The 18,278-nt window shown below is 71.6% G+C and carries 18 protein-coding genes, 1 tRNA gene and 1 pseudogene; 16 read left to right on the plus strand and 4 right to left on the minus strand.

All coding sequences use genetic code 11. The annotated features are described in order from the left end of the window. Positions 1-40 precede the first annotated feature (40 nt). From ACLE50_RS00355 to ACLE50_RS00370, 4 genes are read left to right on the plus strand one after another with little or no spacing between them, the layout of a single operon-like run. On the plus strand, positions 41-865 hold the full coding sequence (locus ACLE50_RS00355) for a hypothetical protein (protein ID WP_410941295.1): 825 nt from the start codon (positions 41-43) through the stop codon (positions 863-865). A gap of 10 nt (positions 866-875) precedes the next feature. Continuing rightward, positions 876-1,598: an alpha/beta fold hydrolase gene (locus ACLE50_RS00360; protein WP_410941296.1), complete on the plus strand. Its 723-nt coding sequence runs from the start codon at positions 876-878 to the stop codon at positions 1,596-1,598. A 59-nt stretch (positions 1,599-1,657) separates the two neighbouring features. After that, positions 1,658-1,996, plus strand: a complete 339-nt coding sequence (locus ACLE50_RS00365) for an MmcQ/YjbR family DNA-binding protein (protein ID WP_410941297.1) — start codon at positions 1,658-1,660, stop codon at positions 1,994-1,996. A 15-nt stretch (positions 1,997-2,011) separates the two neighbouring features. After that, the gene (locus ACLE50_RS00370; RefSeq protein WP_410941298.1) at positions 2,012-2,977 is read left to right on the plus strand and encodes a ketopantoate reductase family protein; all 966 of its coding nucleotides are present in this window, start codon (positions 2,012-2,014) and stop codon (positions 2,975-2,977) included. A gap of 163 nt (positions 2,978-3,140) precedes the next feature. Here the strand turns inward: ACLE50_RS00370 and ACLE50_RS00375 are convergent, their stop codons facing one another. Then, a complete protein-coding gene (locus ACLE50_RS00375; protein WP_410941299.1) occupies positions 3,141-3,740 on the minus strand; it encodes a hypothetical protein in 600 nt (199 codons plus the stop codon). A 475-nt stretch (positions 3,741-4,215) separates the two neighbouring features. Between ACLE50_RS00375 and ACLE50_RS00380 the strand changes: the two genes are divergently transcribed. Together ACLE50_RS00380 and ACLE50_RS00385 are read left to right on the plus strand one after the other, a co-directional pair. Beyond that, a complete protein-coding gene (locus ACLE50_RS00380) occupies positions 4,216-4,752 on the plus strand; it encodes a hypothetical protein (protein ID WP_410941300.1) in 537 nt (178 codons plus the stop codon). A gap of 50 nt (positions 4,753-4,802) precedes the next feature. After that, positions 4,803-5,711, plus strand: coding sequence for a PrsW family glutamic-type intramembrane protease (locus ACLE50_RS00385; RefSeq protein ID WP_410941301.1), 909 nt, complete (start codon positions 4,803-4,805; stop codon positions 5,709-5,711). A gap of 405 nt (positions 5,712-6,116) precedes the next feature. On the opposite strand, the gene ACLE50_RS00390 is transcribed toward ACLE50_RS00385, so the two are convergent. Beyond that, positions 6,117-6,665 (minus strand): TetR/AcrR family transcriptional regulator, encoded by a 549-nt coding sequence (locus ACLE50_RS00390; RefSeq protein WP_410941302.1) that lies wholly within the window; start codon positions 6,663-6,665, stop codon positions 6,117-6,119. A 63-nt stretch (positions 6,666-6,728) separates the two neighbouring features. Between ACLE50_RS00390 and ACLE50_RS00395 the strand changes: the two genes are divergently transcribed. From ACLE50_RS00395 to ACLE50_RS00420, 6 genes are all read left to right on the plus strand, one after another. Next, positions 6,729-7,166 carry a DUF6463 family protein gene (locus ACLE50_RS00395; protein ID WP_410941303.1) on the plus strand — a complete coding sequence of 146 codons (438 nt, stop codon included), beginning with the start codon at positions 6,729-6,731 and terminating at the stop codon, positions 7,164-7,166. 858 nt (positions 7,167-8,024) lie between these two features. Beyond that, on the plus strand, positions 8,025-8,708 hold the full coding sequence (locus ACLE50_RS00400) for a hypothetical protein (protein WP_410941304.1): 684 nt from the start codon (positions 8,025-8,027) through the stop codon (positions 8,706-8,708). 57 nt (positions 8,709-8,765) lie between these two features. After that, complete coding sequence (locus tag ACLE50_RS00405) at positions 8,766-9,404, plus strand: pyridoxamine 5'-phosphate oxidase family protein (protein WP_410941305.1); 639 nt, start codon at positions 8,766-8,768, stop codon at positions 9,402-9,404. 163 nt (positions 9,405-9,567) lie between these two features. After that, positions 9,568-9,942, plus strand: a complete 375-nt coding sequence (locus ACLE50_RS00410; RefSeq protein WP_410941306.1) for a hypothetical protein — start codon at positions 9,568-9,570, stop codon at positions 9,940-9,942. 49 nt (positions 9,943-9,991) lie between these two features. Next, the gene (locus ACLE50_RS00415) at positions 9,992-10,402 is read left to right on the plus strand and encodes a (R)-mandelonitrile lyase (protein WP_410941307.1); all 411 of its coding nucleotides are present in this window, start codon (positions 9,992-9,994) and stop codon (positions 10,400-10,402) included. Between the two features lie 10 nt (positions 10,403-10,412). Beyond that, the gene (locus ACLE50_RS00420; protein ID WP_410941308.1) at positions 10,413-11,075 is read left to right on the plus strand and encodes a class I SAM-dependent methyltransferase; all 663 of its coding nucleotides are present in this window, start codon (positions 10,413-10,415) and stop codon (positions 11,073-11,075) included. Positions 11,076-11,167: 92 nt separating this feature from the next. Here the strand turns inward: ACLE50_RS00420 and ACLE50_RS00425 are convergent. Next, positions 11,168-11,238: transfer RNA gene (locus ACLE50_RS00425), tRNA-Gly, on the minus strand. Positions 11,239-11,402: 164 nt separating this feature from the next. Here ACLE50_RS00425 and ACLE50_RS00430 point away from each other — a divergent pair. From ACLE50_RS00430 to ACLE50_RS00440, 3 genes are read left to right on the plus strand one after another with little or no spacing between them, the layout of a single operon-like run. Continuing rightward, the gene (locus tag ACLE50_RS00430) at positions 11,403-12,593 is read left to right on the plus strand and encodes a UDP-N-acetylglucosamine 2-epimerase (RefSeq protein WP_410941309.1); all 1,191 of its coding nucleotides are present in this window, start codon (positions 11,403-11,405) and stop codon (positions 12,591-12,593) included. Positions 12,594-12,623: 30 nt separating this feature from the next. Further along, positions 12,624-13,208 carry a dCTP deaminase gene (dcd, locus tag ACLE50_RS00435; RefSeq protein ID WP_410941310.1) on the plus strand — a complete coding sequence of 195 codons (585 nt, stop codon included), beginning with the start codon at positions 12,624-12,626 and terminating at the stop codon, positions 13,206-13,208. Positions 13,209-13,254: 46 nt separating this feature from the next. Further along, a complete protein-coding gene (locus tag ACLE50_RS00440) occupies positions 13,255-14,463 on the plus strand; it encodes a hypothetical protein (RefSeq protein WP_410941311.1) in 1,209 nt (402 codons plus the stop codon). Between the two features lie 658 nt (positions 14,464-15,121). Here ACLE50_RS00440 and ACLE50_RS00445 read toward each other — a convergent pair. Continuing rightward, positions 15,122-17,428: pseudogene (locus ACLE50_RS00445) on the minus strand ((Fe-S)-binding protein); the annotation flags it as partial. Positions 17,429-17,998: 570 nt separating this feature from the next. Here ACLE50_RS00445 and ACLE50_RS00450 point away from each other — a divergent pair. After that, entirely contained in the window at positions 17,999-18,277 is a 279-nt protein-coding gene (locus ACLE50_RS00450) for a hypothetical protein (protein ID WP_410941312.1), read from the plus strand. Position 18,278 lies beyond the last annotated feature (1 nt).

Raw genomic sequence — 18,278 nt, forward strand, 5'->3', positions numbered from 1 at the left:
CGATCTCCGTCGCCATCTCCAACCCGGTCCGGAGCCGCACGTGCTGATCGGAATGACCTTCGCCGTCCTGGCGATGTTCTGCAGCACCGGCGCCGCCATCCTGCAGGCCGACGCGGCCAGCCAGGGCGGGAGGACGAGCGCGGTCATGACCCGCCCCCGGTTCATCGGCGGGCTGGGCATGGACCTGCTGACCTGGCTGTGCATGGTCGTGGCCCTGCAGTTCATCCCGATCTTCGCGGTGCAGGCCACGCTCGCCGGTGCCATCGCGATGACCGCGCTCTACGCCCGGTACTTCCGGGGCGAGTGGCTGCGACCGGTCCATCGCTTCGCGATCGGGTTCAGCATCGCCGGGCTCGCGCTGGTCGCGGCCAGCGCCGGCACCGAGCGCAAGGCGCCGCTGACCGACCACGCCCAGACCGTGACCGTCCTGATCGCGGCCCTGGTCGTGTTCATGGGCGTCACGCTGGCGGTGCACAAGCAGACGAGGCCGTGGCCGTCGGCGCTGCTGGCCGGGCTCGGGCTCGGCGGCGGCTCGGTCTGCATCCGCGCGCTGCACGTCTCGGAGAGCACGTCGGTCGTCGGGCTGCTCGGCGAGCCGTTGATCTACGTGCTGGCCGGCATGGCCGTCACCGGGCTCTACAACTACGCGCGCGCCCTGCAGCTCGGCGACGTCGCGACGGTGACCGCGCTCTACATGGTCGTGCAGGTCGTCGTGCCCGGGATGGTCGGCATCCTGCTGCTCGACGACACCATCCGGCCCGGCTTCGTGCCGTTCCTGCTGCTCGGCCTGGCGCTGACCGTGACCGGCACCGCGATCCTGTCCCGGCGCCGTCCGGAGAAGCGGACACCGCCGCGCGTGTCCTAGCGTGGCGGGCATGCCGACCTTCTCCCGTCCCGGCGTCTCGATCTCCTACACCGATCACGGCGAGGGCTTCCCGATCCTGCTGATCGCCCCGGGCGGGATGCGCTCGGCCGCCTCGTTCTGGGAGAAGGCGCCGTGGGACCCGCGGACCCATCTCGTCGAACGCGGGTACCGGGTCATCGCGATGGACCAGCGCAACGCGGGCGAGTCCACCGCCGAGGTCCACGCCTCCGACGGCTGGCCGGTCTACACCGCCGACCAGCTCGCCCTGCTCGACCACCTCGGCGTCACCGAGTTCGCGGTGTTCGGCATGTGCATCGGCGGCGGCTACACCGCGAGCCTGCTCGTGACGGCGCCGGAGCGGATCCGGGCCGCCGTCACGCTGCAGCCGACCGGGCGCGAGAACAACCAGCACCGCTTCGAGGAGATGTTCGACGGCTGGCGCGACGAGATCGCCGACGACCATCCCGAGGCGAGTGCCGAGACCTGGGACTCGTTCCGGCACAACATGTTCGCCGGTGGCGGGATCCTGTTCTCGGTGCCCGACGAGGCACTCGCCCGGATCGCGACGCCGTGGCTGGTCCTGATGGGCGGCGACGAGTTCCACCCCGAGGCCGTCTCGCGGACGCTGACCGAGGTGGCCCCCGGCGCGCAGCTGGTGGAGCGGTGGAAGGCCGACGAGTACGTCGCGGACGGCAGGGCCGCCGTCGACGACTTCCTCGCGACGCACCTCTGAGGGGCCGGGCCTCCGATTCCTCCACGCCACCGGCCGCCCGGCGGCGCCAGACTGGGCGCATGCCGAGCTGGGACGACGTCGTACGGATCGGGTGTGCGCTGCCGGGAGTCGAGGAGTCGACCTCCTACCGCACTCCCGCGCTGAAGGTGCGGGGCAAGGGATTCGCCCGGCTGCGGACCGAGGCCGAGGGTGGGCTGGTTCTTTTCTGTGGCCTCGACGAGAAAGCGGCGTTGCTGGCTTCCGGTGACCGCGCGTTCTTCACCACCCCGCACTACGACGGCCACGGCGCGGTTCTCGTCGACCTGACGCGGATCGGCTCCGACCAGCTTTCCGAGCTGATCGAGGAGTCCTGGCGGCGGAAGGCCCCGGTGTCGCTGGTGCGGGCGCACGACGGCTGAGCGAAGATCGCTCACGTGCGCTACGTGATCATCGGTGCAGGTGCGGTCGGCGGAACGATCGGCGTCCGGTTGTACGAGTCGGGCCAGGACGTCGTGCTCGTCGCGCGCGGCAGGCACCTCGCGGCGATCCGCGACGGCGGGCTGCGGCTCGACGACCCGGACCGTTCCCGCACGGTGCCCGTCCCGGCCGTCGGGTCGGTGCGCGACGTCGACTGGCGGATCGGTGACGTCGCCGTGCTCGCGGTGAAGTCGCAGGACACCGTCGCGGTGCTCGACGAGCTGGCCGCCGTCGCGCCGGACGTGGTCGTCGCGTGCGCGCAGAACGGCGTCGGCAACGAGCGGGCCGCCGCGCAGCGCTTCGCACGGGTACAGGCGGTGCTGGTCATCCTGCCCGCCGAGCACTACGAGCCGGGCGTGGTCGTCGTGACGTCCGGCCCGGTCCCGGGCGTGCTCGACGTCGGCACCTACCCGACCGGCACCGACGACGTCAGCGAGGCGATCGCCGCGGATCTGGCCGCCGCCGGGTTCTCCGCGCACGCCGACCCGGCCGTCATGGAGGCCAAGTACGGCAAGCTGCTCACCAACCTCGCCAACGCCGCGGACGCCGCCTGCGGCGGCGACGACCCCGGCTTCCCCGCGCTGGCCGAGGCGCTGACGGCCGAGGGCCGCACGGTCCTCGACGCCGCCGGGATCGTCGCGCGGACCGGTGAGGACCAGCGCGTCCGCGACGAGGGGATCCTCGTCGACCGGCCGGTCGCCGGGCAGGAGCGGCGGGGCTCGTCGTCGTGGCAGAGCCTGCAGCGTGGCACCGGCTCGATCGAGGCCCGGTTCCTCAACGGCGAGATCGTGGCGCTCGGGTCCGCGCACGGCGTGCCGACGCCGGTGAACGCGGCGCTGCTGCGGGTGGCCGAGGAGATGGCGTCGCATGGGGAGGAGCCGGGCACCCGGTCGGCCGAGGAGCTGCTGGCAGGGAAGGCCTGACCGACGGTGCGTCGAGCCCGTACCCGCTGACCGCCCGCCTCAGGCACACGGGAGACCGCGGAGGCGCTGCTCGACGATCCCCCCGGTTACTCGACGAACCGGCGCCGTTCGAGCTGGTGGGGCGCCGGTCGTGAGCTCGCGGCGGAGCGGTGTCGGGCTGACCTCAGTTTCCGTACGACAGGGAGGCGCCGGAGGTCTCGAGCTCGGTCCGGGTGAACGGGACACCGGCGGCGGTGCCGCTGCCGACGGCAACTCGATAATAGTCGTCTCCGGTCGGGACGTCGGTCAGCGTGAAGTGGAAGGTGCAGGTGTCGGCGTACGACGAGGACCAGCCGTTCCCCTGGTAGCTCGTGATGCCGGCCCCGAGAGTCGTCGAGCCCACAAGATCGCCGGAGGCGTTGTAGATCGACACCGGAGCGCCGGGCTGAAGAAACGAGTAACCATTCCTCCCCTCGCAGCCCACGCCCGGGGAAAGTGAGCTCCACCTGACGTTCAGGGTGACGTCGCCGTCGACCGTCATCGTCCGGTGGGCTGCGGCGTACGCACTCACCATCACGATCGCCAGCAGAAGGCCGACCGCACCCAGCGCGATCCACCCGGCCCGGTGGCGTGGAGCGGCAGCCATCGGGCCGTGGAGGCCGGCCGGCGGCGGGCCGCCGTACCAGGGCGGGCCGGAGAAGCCGGCCGCGTGCGGAACTCCCTGGTGCTGCTGTCCCGGCTCGGGCATCCAGCTCTGCTGGTACGGCTCGCGAGTGCTCGTCATCTGGTCACGTCCCCGACATCGGCGCGCACCGGATGTGCCCGCGATGCCCGGCTTTCGGACGTTCGCGTTGGGCCGTTACGACTAGTCATCGAAAGAGATGATCTGCGCTGTTCGGCCCAGTACTCGCGATAACAGCAGGTCCTGGACTCCGATGGGATCGGTGTCATGGCCGGAGCGACCGGCCACGCGTCGTCGGGGAGAAGACATGAGCGAGCGGTGCCGGTGCGGGGCGGAGATCTTGCCGTCCCTGCACTTCTGTGCGGGGTGCGGCCTGGAGCGTCCGAGGATTCCGGAGCAGCGTCGAGCTCCGGTGACCGCCGTCCCGGCTCGGGGTGGAGCGCCCACCCCGGTGGCGACGTACTCGCCCGAGGCACAGTACGCATGGAGCGGACAGGGAGCCGGCTGGGCCCCGGCCCCGACGCAGTACCCGCCGCGTCGGGCGGAGCTCCCGTGGCTCGCCGCCGCTCTTGTGCTGGTGCCCGTCCTGCTCGCCGGTGCCGCGCTACTCGTCCTGCGTCCCGAGCTGTTCCCGACCTCGACCCGGACGGTCGTTCCGGCGTCGGCGCCCGTGGTACCTGCATCGGCTCCCGTGTCGACCCCGGCCACGGTTCCGACCGCGACTGCTCCGGTCCCGCAGTCCGCGGAGTCCGAGCTGGCCGACGCGGCTGCCGGAGATCGCACACGAGTCGCTGCGACAGTCGGCTACTGGGTCCCTCAGCTCTCGTCGAAGAAACCGGGAACGACGGATGGGGGTGTCACGTACGGATCGGAGGCGATTTTCAGGCAGTACCAGGCGTTCGCGGCGCAGTATCCCGGCGCGGCGCTGCTCTGGTCTGGAGACTGGCCGGTTTTCAAGAACGACGACTACTGGGTGGTCGTCGTCGCGCAGCCCTATTCGACCGCGGCGGAGGCAAACGCCTGGTGTTCTGCGCAGGGCTTCGGCGCCGACGACTGTTTCGCGAAGAAGCTCTCGAACACCGAGGGCCCGCAGGGAACGACGGTGCACCGGTGACCGCGCCCGCACACCCCCGCCACCAGGCAGCCCGCGTCTCGTTGCCTCCGGTGTCCGTGCTGTTCCCTTTTCGCGCGTGGCTGCGGAACCCTCAGTTCCGTAACCCGGTCACCTGGGGCTTCGTCGCACTTCTCGCGGTTCCGCCCTTCGCGATGAGCCTGGAGACTTCGTCGGGAGACGAGGGGCTGTCGAAGGCGGTGTTCGGGATCTACTTCGCAGTGGCGTGGTTCCTGGTGCTGCGCGCGCTCATCGCACCCGCACGGATCCGGGTGGTTCTGGTCCTCACTGTGATGGCGGTCGCGCTTGTCGTCGGGGGGCCGCTGGCGCTGGCCTTGGAACGGGCACTCGACGCCCCCCGGTACGACAATCTGGTTCTGGGGATCGTCACGGTGGCTGTTCCCGAGGAGTTGGCGAAGCTTCTCCCCGTCGCTGCGCTGGTGCTGTTCCACCGGCCGGTCCGCCAGATGCTCGGCCCACGTGAGTTCCTGTATCTCGGAACCGTGAGCGGGTTGGTGTTCGGGGCTGTGGAAGGAATCGACTACGCAAACCATCAGCCGAGTACCACCGGCGTCATCCTCGTCTGGCGCCTTCTGACCGACCCCATCGTGCATGCCTGCTGGGCGGGGCTGTCCGGATACTTCCTCGGCCTCGCAGTGCGTTACCGCGAGCCCGGGCCGGTCCTGGCGATTTCCGGTGTCGGCCTCGCCGTACCGGCGGTGTTGCACGGTCTGAATAATGCGTCGTCGGGTGAGTACGGGCTGATCTGGGCCGCGGTCGTGGCGGTCAGCGCCCTGTTGCTCCTCGGATACGCACGGATCGGCCTGATTGCCGCGCCGCCACAGTGTCCCGCTCCGGCCGGAGCCGATGTCCTCGCTGATCCTCCGACCGTGCGGATGCCCGTAGTCCGCGGCCCGGGGTCCGAACCCCGCAGCGGACTGTCCTCGACATACCGACGGTGAGGGCATAACAGTCGCACTGGACACCACGGCGCTGCTCCAGCTCGGCGATCACCCCGTCCCGGTCGGCAACGATCTGCTCGGCATCTCGGTCGGCTCGCGCGTAGCGCGCGAACGCCTCGTCCTCCCGCCGTCGACGCTCGGCCTGATCAGTCATCGAGACGATCGCTTGCTGCTGCGATGGCATCGGCACGATCCCGGACCTCCCGCTCCGCCTCGCCGCCGCTGCTTCCATCGTTCGCTCCCCCGCCCGGAACCTTCCACTAGCACTCCGTTTCGCCTGTGCGTCTCTCTCAGCGTTCTGACTTGGCCTCTCCCTGATCTGACTCGGTCCGCTTCTTCGAACTCCCACTTGTATGGAACGACGGTCGAGTGACAATGCGGGACTTCAGGCGGCGCTCGGCGAGCTCAGTCGAACAGCACGCGGGCGGCGCGGTCCATGACCTCCTCCCGGCTGCGTAGTGGATGATCCACGGCGATCAGGTCGTCCGCGACGGCGGCGCAGAACGCCAGTAGGCAGCGGGCCTCCAGCTCGTCGGGATCTCTGATGGTCGACCGGAACTGGTCGCGCAAGAACTCCATCCGCGCGTTGTCGACCCGACGCAGGCGCGCGGCGACCGTCGGGTCTCGTCGGGACCAGTCGCGTACGGCCAGGTCGACCGGCAGCAGCGCAGGGGAGAAGGTGAGGTCAGCCGCCCGTCGCGCTCGGGTGAGTGGCTGGCCGCTCTCCGCCGTGACCTGCGCGATGACGTCGTCGACGCTGCGACGCTCCCACGCGTCGAGCATTTCTCCGAGCAGGTGGGTGCGGTCGGTGAAGTAGCCGTAGAAGCCGCCCTTGGTCACACCGAGTGCGCGCGCGAGCGCTTCGACCCGCACCGCGTCCGGTCCGCCCGTGGCCAGCGCGCGTAGTCCCTCCTCGATCCACGAGCTGCGGGGGGTCCGCGCGGTCGCCGGCATGTACGGGAGCGTACAAACGCTGGTACGGTCCGATCCATACGCATCCGTACACATGGAGGCACGATGGGATCCGACTCGACCCGCCGCCGATACCTGACCGCGGCTGGCGGTTGGCTTGCCGTCGTGTTCGGGGCGGTGCATGTGGTCGCCGCGCCCTTGGCCCACCGCGCCGAGTTAGAGCGGGCCCGCGACGACGGGTGGTGGTCGACATTCACTCTGGACGAACCCACGACGCTCGACACGGCGAGACGGTCGGACGCGTTCTGGCGCACACTGGGCAGCTTCGGCGTCCCGGTGCTGACGTTCGGGGCGCACGTCGTGTGGTCGGTGCAGCGTGGGCAGCGGGTCCCGGCGTGGCTCGGCTGGGGGTTCCTGGTCTGGTCGTTGCCTTTCGTGACCGCGCTGCCTCGCTCGCCGAGCTGGACGGTCCCTGCGATCGGTGCGCTGATCGCCGCGGGCGACCGGGGAATGCCTGGCCCGTCGTGGACCGCCGACCGCTGACACCGACTCCGTCCCTCGCTCCGCGTCAGTGCGCCCACGTCGCGTAGAAGCGCCGGGGGTCCATGGCCCGTCCCGCTGGGGATCCCCTACTGGGCGCTCATGAGCGTGCCAATCCGACGACCGTGAGCTGCGCAGACACTGTCTCACGAGACCCGTCCGCTGAGGTGCACGACGTTCGAGTGACAGTCCCGTCGATCGCGGGTCGGGCGGGTTGGGTCAGCTGCCGCTGGGTGTGCCGGGTTCCTGCTCGAGCGCGCGGACGTAGGCCCGTATCTCGTCGAGCTCTCGTTGCACATGCTGATGGCGCGCTCGGGTGAAGGCCGACCAGTGCAGCGTGATTACCGCCTGCGCCCCGGTCTCGTCGGTGTCGAGGAGGGCGGCCAGGGCGGTGCGGGCGGTGTCGGGGTCGGCAGCAGCGCCTCACCATCGACGCAGCCAGCCCCGCCGAACTGCACCGACCATTGATCGTGCCCGCTCAATCGCCGCTCGATCAGCGCCGTCACTGGCGCTGCATGCAGTTCTCAGGACGCACGGGGGGCACCCGGTCGGCCGAGGAGCTGCTGGCAGGGAAGGCCTGAGTTCCCCTCATCGAAAGAGATGAACTGTCCCGAACCGGGCCGCCGTACCGATAACGGCGGGTCCGGGACCCCGATGACCCGGGTGTGACGGCCGGACCGACCGGCCGCACGCGTCGTCGGGGGGAAGCGGATGAACCAGCGGTGCCGGTGCGGAGCGGAGCTCTCGCCCGCCCTGTCCTACTGCGTGGGGTGCGGGCAGCAGCAGCCTGTCGTGGTCCCGCAGCAGCGGACGGCGACGGTCCCGGGGATCCCGCCGCAGCGCGCATACCGCAGGGAGGCGATGTACGAGACGGCGGGCGCACCGGCCCACCCGGCCTACGGGGCCCCGGTCCACCCGTCGTACAACTACGAGCCGCCGGCCGGGCTCGGGTACCCGGCACCGGCCGCCCCGGCCCGGCACCGCAGCGCGACGCCGTGGCTCGCCGCCGTTCTCGTCGTGGTCCCGATCCTGCTGGCCGGGGCCGCGCTGATGGTGCTGGGCCCGGACCTGGTGCCCGGCCGTACCGCCGAACCGGTCCCGGCCGTCGCCTCGCCGTTCGTCGCTCCGGCCGCCGCGCCGCCGAGCACTCCGGTCGTGGCTCCGGCCGCGTCGGCCGAGGTCGAGCTCGCCTCCCAGGTGGTGCTCGACGGTCCGCGGGTCGCGCAGGCGGCCGGCTACTGGGTGCCGCAGCTGTCGTCGAAGAAGACGGGCACCACCGACAACGGCATCGTCTACGACTCCGGCGCGATCCTCGCCCAGTACCGGGGCCTTGCCGCGCAGTACCCGGATGCCGCGCTGCTGCGCTCCGAGGACTGGCCGGTGTTCCGCAACGGCGGGTACTGGGTGGTCGTCGTCGCCCAGCCCTTCAGCACTGCCGACGGCGCCAACTCCTGGTGCGCCGCACAGGGATTCGGCCCGGACGACTGCTTCGCCAAGAAGCTGTCGTACACCTCGGGCCCGGAGGGCACGACCGCGCACCGCTGAGCGCACGGCAGCGGGAAACGAGACGACGACGCGACGGTCGCTGCCTACCGTGGAGCCATGACCGCTGCACCGGAGAGCACCGGGACCGAGATCCGCACCCTCGCCGAGCTGCAGGAGATCACCGGCGAGGCGTCCGGCCCGGCGATCGCGAAGGAACGCGCCCGGATCCTGCCGGTGCACCGGCAGTGGCTGGAGACCTCCCGGTTCTGCCTGCTCGCGACCTCCGGTGCGGACGGCACCTGCGACGTCTCCCCCAAGGGCGACCCGGCCGGCTTCGCGCACGTCGTCGACGAGCGCACGGTCGCGATCCCGGAGCGTCCCGGCAACGGCCGCGTCGACGGGTGGCGCAACGTCCTGGAGAACCCGCACGTCGGGCTGATCTTCCTGGTCGGCGGGCGCACCGACACGCTGCGGATCAACGGCGGCGCCCGGCTGGTCCGCGACGCGCCGTACTTCGACCTGCTCGCGGTCCGCGGACGACGCCCGCTGCTCGCGCTCGAGGTCACCGTCGCGCAGGTCTACTTCCACTGCCCGAAGTCGTTCCTGCGTTCGGAGCTGTGGGACACCGCCGGCTGGCCGGAGAAGGACGCCCTGCCGTCGGTCGCGCGGATCGCGAAGGAGCTGGCCCGCCCGGACGAGCCGCTGGAGAGGATCGAGGAGTACTACGGCCCGTCGTACGCCCAGAAGCTGTACTGAGCAGCTGTACGGAGCGCGACAGGGTCACGCCCCTCGGCGACGACCGTGGCGACACGTGCACCGCGGGGCAGCGGACGACCACCCGCCGTGCAACATCCCGGTGATCCGGACGTCACGCACGTTACATGGAAACCGCAGGTCATCAGGTGGAGAATCCGTCCATGTGACGTTCCCTGCCCAGCCGCTGCGGCGGCCCGTCCGCGCCCTGATGCTCGCCGTGCTCACCGCTCTCGCGGTACCGCTCGCGCTGGCCGGTGGCGCCGCGCTGCCCACCCGCGCCATCGTGCTCGGGATCGTCATGGGTGTGCTCGTGGGCGGGGTCGCGCGGACCGGGCTGTGGCTGGCCGGCGGGCCGATCGGCGCCGAGCGCGCGAACTCCCTCGCGGTGACGTCCGGGTTCGTCGCGGGCGTCGCGATGGAGGTCCTCGGAGCAGTCGCGGTCCTCGCGGGCCCGGTCGTGCTGGCCGCGATCCCGATCCTCACCGGTGGCGGCGTGCTGACCTGGTGGGTGCGGCGCGAGCCCCGCGGCCTGGCCTGAGCACCGGCCCCGGCGTGCTCCGGCACCTCGGCCGGAGCAGAGTGGTGCCGTGCAGATCACGCGCAGCAGCACCCTCGACACCCAGCAGGGCCCCGGTGACTGGTTCACCGGCGACGTCCACATCGACCCGGTCGCGTCCCCGGCCGCGAACTCGACGGTCGCCGCCGCGTCGGTGCACTTCGCTCCGGGGGCACGGACCGCATGGCACACCCACCCGCACGGCCAGACGATCTTCGTGACCGAGGGGTTCGGCGCCTGCCAGCGGGAGGGCGGCCCGGTCGAGCTGATCGGCCCCGGTGACCGCGTCTTCTTCGAGCCCGGCGAGAACCACTGGCACGGCGCCGCGCCGAACCGGTTCATGGTGCACACCGCGATCCAGCAGGTCGACGAGTCCGGCAGCGCGGTGACCTGGGGACGGCACGTCAGCGACGACGAGTACGCGGCGGCGCAGGCGTCGTAGGCTCCGCCGGGTGAGCGAGCCCGGACACCTGACCCGGACCAGAGCGGGCTACGACGCCATCGCCGAGGTGTGCGCGGACATGTTCCGCACCGAGTTCGACGACGCCCCCTACGACCGGGCGGTGCTCGCCGGGTTCGCTGAGAGCGTGCGCCGCGACCACCCCGACGCGCGGACGCTCGACGTCGGCTGCGGGCACGGGGTGGTGACGGCGTTCCTCGCCGGGCACGGCCTCGACGTCCGCGGGATCGACCTGTCCGCGGAGATGGTCGGGTTCGCCCGCCGGGCCCACCCGGGGATCACCTTCGACGTCGGCGAGATGAGCAGGCTCCCGGTCCCGGACGGCGACCTGGCCGCGCTGGTCGCCTGGTACTCGCTGATCCACGTCCCGGCAGGCGACCGGCCGGGCGTCGTCGCCGGGTTCGCCCGCGCGCTGCGCCCGGGCGGCTACCTCGCGCTGGGTTTCCAGGCCGGAACCGGCATCCACCGGCGCGACGAGGCGTTCGGCCACGCGATCGAGCTGGAGTTCCACCGCCTCGACCCGGACGACGTCGCGGCACTGCTGGCGGACAACGGGTTCGATGTCGTCCTGCGGCTGGTGCGCGCCCCGGAGGAGCGCAGTGCCGCCGCGCAGGTGCCGCAGGCGTGTGTGGTCGCACGCAGAACCGCGAAATAGCACGCGGAAAGCACGGAGGAGCCCGGAGAACCCCGGGAACGACGAAGGCCCAGGGACGGAACATGCCGTCTGACCTGGGCCTTCGTGCTCTGAGCGGATGACGGGAATCGAACCCGCGTATTCAGCTTGGGAAGCTGATGTTCTACCATTGAACTACATCCGCACGGTGCACGATCACCTTAGCACTCCGCGCCTCGGGCGTCGGCGGACCCCTTCCTCACCCGATCGGCCCAGCCGCCGACCACCTGGCGACAGCTGGTCGCAGTTTCGGCCCCGGCTTGCGACACTCGTTCGTGTTGTCGCCGCTCCCCGGCCGGAAGGATCCAGATGGGTGTGTTCGATCCGTTGACCGGTGAGAACTCGGTTCTGGACGACCACGAGCACGACGTCCTGCTCGTCGCAGGCAGCCGCCCCGAGGTGGCCCGCCTCGCCCCGGTCGCCGGCGCACTCGCCCGCGCGGACCGCATCCGCGGGATCACCGTCGCGACCGGCGTCGACCCGATGGCCGTGCACGAGACGTTCGAGGCGCTCGGCGTCGACACCGACATCACGCTGCTGGCGCCCACGGATCCCGAGGCCGGTGTCGCCGAGGTCGCGGCCGCCCTGCTCGTGCGGCTCGACCGGCTGATGGTCGACCAGGACCCGTCGGCGGTGCTGATCCACGGCGGCGGGCTGACCGCCTCGGTGACGGCCACCGTGGCGTTCTGGCGCCGCATCCCGGTCGTCCACATGCAGGCCGGGATGGGTACCGACGACCTGCTCTGCCCGTTCCCGCAGGAGGCGCAGCGCCGGGTGATCGGCCAGCTCGCCTCCCTGTTCCTGACGACGAGCGGCTCGGCCCTGGGCAGCCCGCTCGGCCCGAACGTGCTCACCATCGGCGACACCATCCACTCCCTGCCCGCCCCGCAGGACCCCGGATGCGCCGACGCGCTCGCCCGGATGCAGGAGAAGGACCGCCGCCTGGTGCTCGTCGACCTGACCCGGGCGGCGTCGCTGCCGGTGCTCGGCGCGCTCCCGGACCTGCTGGAACGGCACGCCCGGGTCGAGGTCGTCGTCACCGGGATGCTGGCGACCGCCGAGCCCGCGCTCGCCCTCGGTACACACCCGCGCGTGACGGTGGTGCCCGAGCTGGACCTGTCCGACGAGCTCGTCCTGCTGGGTGCGGCGACGGTGCTGGTCAGCGACTCGCCGGAGCTCGTCGTCGACGCCCCGGGGATGGGGTCGATCGGCGTGCTGGTCGACGGTCCCTACGTTCCCCAACCGGGCGACTCGATCCGCAGCACTCCCGCGAGCCAGACGGCCACCGCCGTCGGGCACATCCTGCACAGCGACCAGGGACGCCTGCCGACGCCGTCGGACGGGTTCGAGGCCGCGCGCGCCGAGCAGGCCGTCGCGTGGATGTTCGGGCTCAGCCGGTCGCCGCGGCTGCCCGTCGACGACACGCCCCCGCCGTCCGGCGGTCACGGCAGGCCCCGCCCGGGGGCCGACGGGCCGGGCGTGGAGTCCTCCGGCGCCTAACGCCGCGGGCACGGCCGTTACGCTGCCCCGGTGCTGCTCTCCGACGGAGACCTGAGCAAGGACATCGAGTCCGGCCGTCTCGTGCTCGACCCCTGGGACGCCGAGATGCTCCAGCCGTCGAGCATCGACGTGCGGCTGGACCGGTTCTTCCACGTGTTCCAGAACTCGCGCTACACCCACATCGACCCGTCCCAGCAGCAGGACGAGCTGACGACCGGCGTCGAGACGCCGGACGGCGAGCCGTTCGTGCTGCACCCGGGTGAGTTCGTGCTGGGATCGACGTTCGAGCGGGTCGGCCTGCCCGACGACCTGGCCGGACGCCTCGAGGGCAAGAGCTCCCTGGGGCGCCTGGGCCTGCTGACCCACTCGACGGCCGGGTTCATCGACCCGGGCTTCACCGGGCACATCACCCTGGAGCTGTCGAACGTCGCGAACCTGCCGATCACGCTGTGGCCCGGGATGAAGATCGGGCAGCTGTGCCTGTTCCGGCTGTCCAGCCCGGCGCAGAAGCCCTACGGCAGCGAGGGCGTCGGCTCCCGCTACCAGGGCCAGCGCGGCCCGACGCCGTCGCGGGCGTACAAGAACTTCCACCGCACCGACACCACGCGCCGCTGACCCGAAGGCCCCCACCGAGGGTGGCCGCGTCGCTACCCTGACCGCGATGGACGACGCCGACCGCACCGACCAGGGCCGCCCCGATCCGTGGGCCACCGGCCGCCGACGGCCCGGCCGTCCGGACCGGGCAGGCAGCCGTCCGGATCGGACGGGGCCGCGTGCCGCCGGTTCCGGGAGCGCGGGGCCGGACGCCGCCCGAGCCTCCGCCGATCCGGATGCCGCCGCCCCTGGCGCCGGCCGTGCCGGGGCCGCGCCGGAGCCGGGCGGATCCGACGGCCGGGCCCCCGACCTCGTCCCCGCCCCGCCACGGCCGAGCGGCGCGGAGCTCGTCACCCGCGAACCCGACCGGCACGGCTCCGGAGGGACCGGCGCCTCCGACGACGACGGCCCGTCGACGCCCCGGCCCCGCGATCGGGACCGCCCCCGCGACCGGGACCGCGACTCGGACCCCTGGCAGCACTGGCGCAGGCTGCGCCCGCGCTCCGTCCGCGGCGCGACGATGCTCGGCCTCGTCGGTGCGGCGCTGCTGCTGTTCCCGTTCCTCGACGACCCCGGACGCTGGTGGATCCCGGCCGGGCTCGGCCTGGGCACGCTGGTCCTGCTGGCACTGCTGCGGATCGACCGGCTGCTGCGCGGCTGGACTCCGCATGTCGCCGGGTTCGTGCTGGTCGTCGCGCTGCTGTACGGCACCGCGAACAACCGGTGGTCGTGGGCGCTGGCGCTGGCCGTGGGCGTGATCGTCGCCGGGCTCCTGCTCCTGCCGCGGTGGAAGGTGCTGGCCGTCGGCGTCGTGCTGCTGGTGGTGTCCGGGACCGGTTACGCGTTCCGGTCGTCGGAGATCACCGAGGAGAAGGCACGGGCCGACGAGCAGAGCACCGCCCAGTTCCGCAGCGAGTACGGGGTGCCGCGTCCACAGCTGGCCCTGGTCGGGCTCGACTCCGCAGCCGCGATGGGCGACCGGCGGGTGTGCTCGTTCGTGCAGCCCGCCGCGGTCGACCAGCTCCGGGCGGCGACCAACACGCCGACCTGCCCGGACGCGGTCGCCGCGTTCCAGGGCCGGACCCCGGCCGGTGCGCCGGTGACCCGGATCGACCGCAGCTCCGACCCGGTCGTCGCCCCCGGTGCCACTCTCACCGTCGACGGCTGCCGCACCGCCTGGGGAGCAGGCGCCGGTCCGGGGCTGGGCCGCGCGGTCCTGACCCGGACCCCGGCGGCGTCACCGACCTACCAGATCAGCTCGTTCGCCCCCTGCTGAGCGAGCCCCTCGCACGCCTCGGGTGCTCCGGCGCTCCGCATCCCGTGCCCCGAGGGGCACCCTCGCTACCGCCCGTGGCAACGAGGGTGCCCCTCGGGGCACGGGCGAGGGCGCGGCGCCCGAACAACGACGGCCGGCCCACCGCATGAGGTGGACCGGCCGTCGTCGGTAGCGGGAGCTGTCAGCTGTCGCTGCGCTCCTGCTGCTTGGCCTGCTCACCGGACGCGGCGCCGTTGCCGTTGGCGTGCCCGTTGCCGGTCGAGGTGCCGTTCTCGCCGGCGGACGCGCCGTCGGACCCGGACGACGGCGTCGTCCCCGACTTCTCCGTCCCCGACTTCTCCGTCCCCGACTTCTCCGTCCCCGACTTCTCCGTCCCCGACTTCTCCGTCCCCGACTTCTCCGTCCCCGACTTCTCCGTTTCCGTCTTCTCGGCGTCCGTCCCGGACTCGTTGTCCGCCTCGCCTGCCTCGGCCTCGGTGGACGCGGACCCGGCCGCTGCGGCGTCGGTCGTCGAGGAGTCGCTGGTCGCGGTCTCGGCGGCCTTGTCGTCCCCGGCCTTCACGTCCGTGGCGTCGGCCGTCCCGGAGTCGCCGGACCCGTCGGACGCCGCCGCACCGGAGGCCGCCGACTCCTTCGCCGACTCCTTCACCGGGTCCTCCTGCTCCGCCTCCTCGGCGACGTCGGCCTCGTCGGTGGCGACGGCAGGCGTGTCCGTGGTCGGCGCGGACTCCCCGGTCTCCTCCGGCTCCGGCTCCGGGGCCGGGTCGCCGCGCTTGACCGCGGCGAGCAGCATCTGCGAGACGTCCTGGACCTGCACGGCCTCACCGGCGACCTGGTTCACGCCGTCGGTCATCATCGTCCGGCAGAACGGGCAGCCCACGGCCAGCGTGCCGGCGGGGGTGCCGCCGTCGGCCTTCTCCAGGGTGTCGACGGCCTCGGTCGCGCGGGTCACGTTGATCCGCTTGCCGATCCGCTCCTCCATCCACATCCGGGCGCCACCGGCGCCACAGCACATGGAGCGGTCACCGTGGCGCGGCATCTCCGACAGCGTCGCGCCGGAGTCGCCGATCAGCTCGCGCGGGTCGGCGTAGACCTCGTTGTGACGGCCCAGGTAGCAGGGGTCGTGGTAGGTGACCGGCCCCTCCTCGCCCGCGGGTGCCGAGACCGGGACCAGCTTCTTCTCCCGCACCAGCTTGTTCAGCAGCTGCGTGTGGTGCACGACCTCGTAGCTGCCGCCCAGCTCCGGGTACTCCTTGCCGAGCGTGTTGAGGCAGTGCGGGCAGGTCGTGACGATCTTGCGGGTGCCCGGCTCGCGTCCCTCGAAGACGGTGTTGAGGACCTCGACGTTCTGCTGGGCGAGCATCTGGAACACGAACTCGTTGCCCGAGCGGCGCGCCGGGTCGCCGGTGCAGGTCTCCTCCGGGCCCAGGACGACGAAGTTCACCCCGGCCCGGTTGAGCAGCTCGGCGGTGGCGCGGATGGTCTTCTTCTGGCCGTCGTCGAACGCGCCGGCGCAGCCCACCCAGAACAGGTACTCGGTGTCGGGCGAGAGCTCGCCGTCGAACACCGGGACCTCGAAGTCCAGGCCCTTGGTCCACTCGAGGCGGTCCTTGGCGTTCTGGCCCCAGGGGTTGCCCTTGTTCTCCAGGTTCTTGAACAGCGAGTTCAGCTCGGTCGGGAACTCGGACTCGATCAGCACCTGGTAGCGGCGCATGTCGATGATGTGGTCGACGTGCTCGATGTCGACCGGGCACTGCTCGACGCACGCGCCGCAGGTGGTGCAGGACCACAGGATGTCCGGGTCGATGACGCCGGCGACGTCCTCACCGCCGACCAGCGGACGGCCCGCGGCCTCCAGCGCGTCGACCGGGATGGTGGCCATCCGGGCCTCGGCGTCGTCGCCGACGATGCCGATCTCGTCGCCTGCCATGTCCTTCTGCCCGCCGGCGAGCAGGTACGGCGCCTTCTCGTACAGGTTGTCGCGCAGCGCGTTGACCAGCAGCTTCGGGGACAGCGGCTTCTCGGTGTTCCACGCCGGGCACTGCGACTGGCAGCGGCCGCACTCGGTGCACGTGGTGAAGTCGAGCAGGCCCTTCCAGGTGAAGTCCTCGACCTTGCCGACGCCGAAGGTGTCCTCGTCGGGGTCGGCCTCCTCGAGGTCGAGCACCTTGCCCTTCGACAGCATCGGCTTCATGCCGCCGAGCGCCTTGTAGCCGTCGTCGTTGCGCTTGAAGTAGATGTTCGGGAACGCGGTGAACCGGTGCCACGCCACACCCATGGTGGGCTTGGCGGCGATCACGATCAGCCAGATCGTCGCCGACAGGACCTTCACCGTCGCGAACACGCTGACCAGCACGAGCGAGGCGGGCAGGATCAGCGACAGCAGGTAGGACACCGGCGCGGACCAGACCGGGACGTCGAAGGCACCCAGCGACATCTTCGCGCCGCGCACGATCAGGATGCCCGCACCCTCGAGGAACACGATCGCCTCGACGAAGTACGCACGGCCCATGTTCGAGCCGTAGAACCGCGACATGCGGCCCTCGCGGCTCGGGTTGTTCAGCTGGCGGATCACGATCAGCACCGCGATGCCGACCACCGTGCCGATGCCCAGCAGCTCCACGAACAGGGAGTACAGCGACCACTCGCCGATCAGCGGGAGGTGGAACGTCGGGTTCCAGACCTCGACGAACGCCTCGATCAGCGCCAGGAACAGGCCACCGAAGCCGACCATCACCAGCCAGTGGAAGATGCCGACGTGGCTCCACTTCAGCATCTTGGTGTGGCCGAGCGTCTCCTTCAGCATCTGCGTGAAGCGAGGCCCGAACGGGGCGAAGCGGGTCGGATCCGGCTCGCCGAGCTTGATGATCCGAACCATGTACATGACGGTGCGCGTCACCAGCACCACGGCGACGATCGCCGAGAGCACCGTGATGATGCCGAGCACGTACTGCACCCAGGTCATGCGGAGCTACCTCCCTGTAGAGCACCCGTCCCGAGGGTGGTTCCGGGACGGGCAGGCCGGTGACGGGAGACGCTGTCGCTCGTGGTGGGGGCAGCGTTGTCGTCGCGGCGGGACGGGACGGGAATCGGGGTGGAGAACGACGGCGGGACTCGGCCGGCCGGGGGCGCGCACGGGCTACCGTGCACCCGGGTCCGGGCGGGCCTCTCCATCGCGGTGCCTCCTCGAGTCGCCGGCGCGCGGTCGTGGTGGGACGTGCCGACGGTCGGGCGAACAGTAGTGCCCCGGAACCGCGAACGCCCTCCTCGACGAGGGGCCGGGTCGTGCTTTGTTACCGAAGAGTAGCCTGCCTTGACCACGGCGTCCCCGCCCGGTGTCGCACAGCACGACACCGCGCGATGAGGCAGGCGTCACGTACCGCTCGTCGCGGGGTGTTCCGCCGATCGTGTCCGGACGCTCGCGGTGCGTGGCGGTCACGCCGTGCGGACGGGCCATTCCTCTACTATCACTACGGGTCTCGTGGTGTACTCGCCTGCGGGAAACGACCATGAAGTGGATCCGCTAGGAGGAGCTGTGCAGACCTCGCGCGGAGCGCTGCAGCAGGTGCTCGCCCAGGGCCAGCTGTCGACGCTCAACCTTCAGCAGTGGATCACCAACAACATCGTTCCGCTGATCCTTCTCGCGATCGCCGTGATCCTGCTGTGGGTCGGTGGCCGCGGTGACAACGCCGGCGTGGCCCGGCGCAGCATCGGCCTCGTCGTGGGGCTGATCGCTCTGGGAATCGCGGTGAGCGGCAACGGCCGTGTCGTCGGCGAGGCGCTCGCCGGCCTGCTCGTCCCGTCCCGCGGGTGAG

This window comes from Pseudonocardia phyllosphaerae (genome assembly GCF_046546475.1).
In the GTDB taxonomy this organism is placed as follows: domain Bacteria; phylum Actinomycetota; class Actinomycetes; order Mycobacteriales; family Pseudonocardiaceae; genus Pseudonocardia; species Pseudonocardia phyllosphaerae.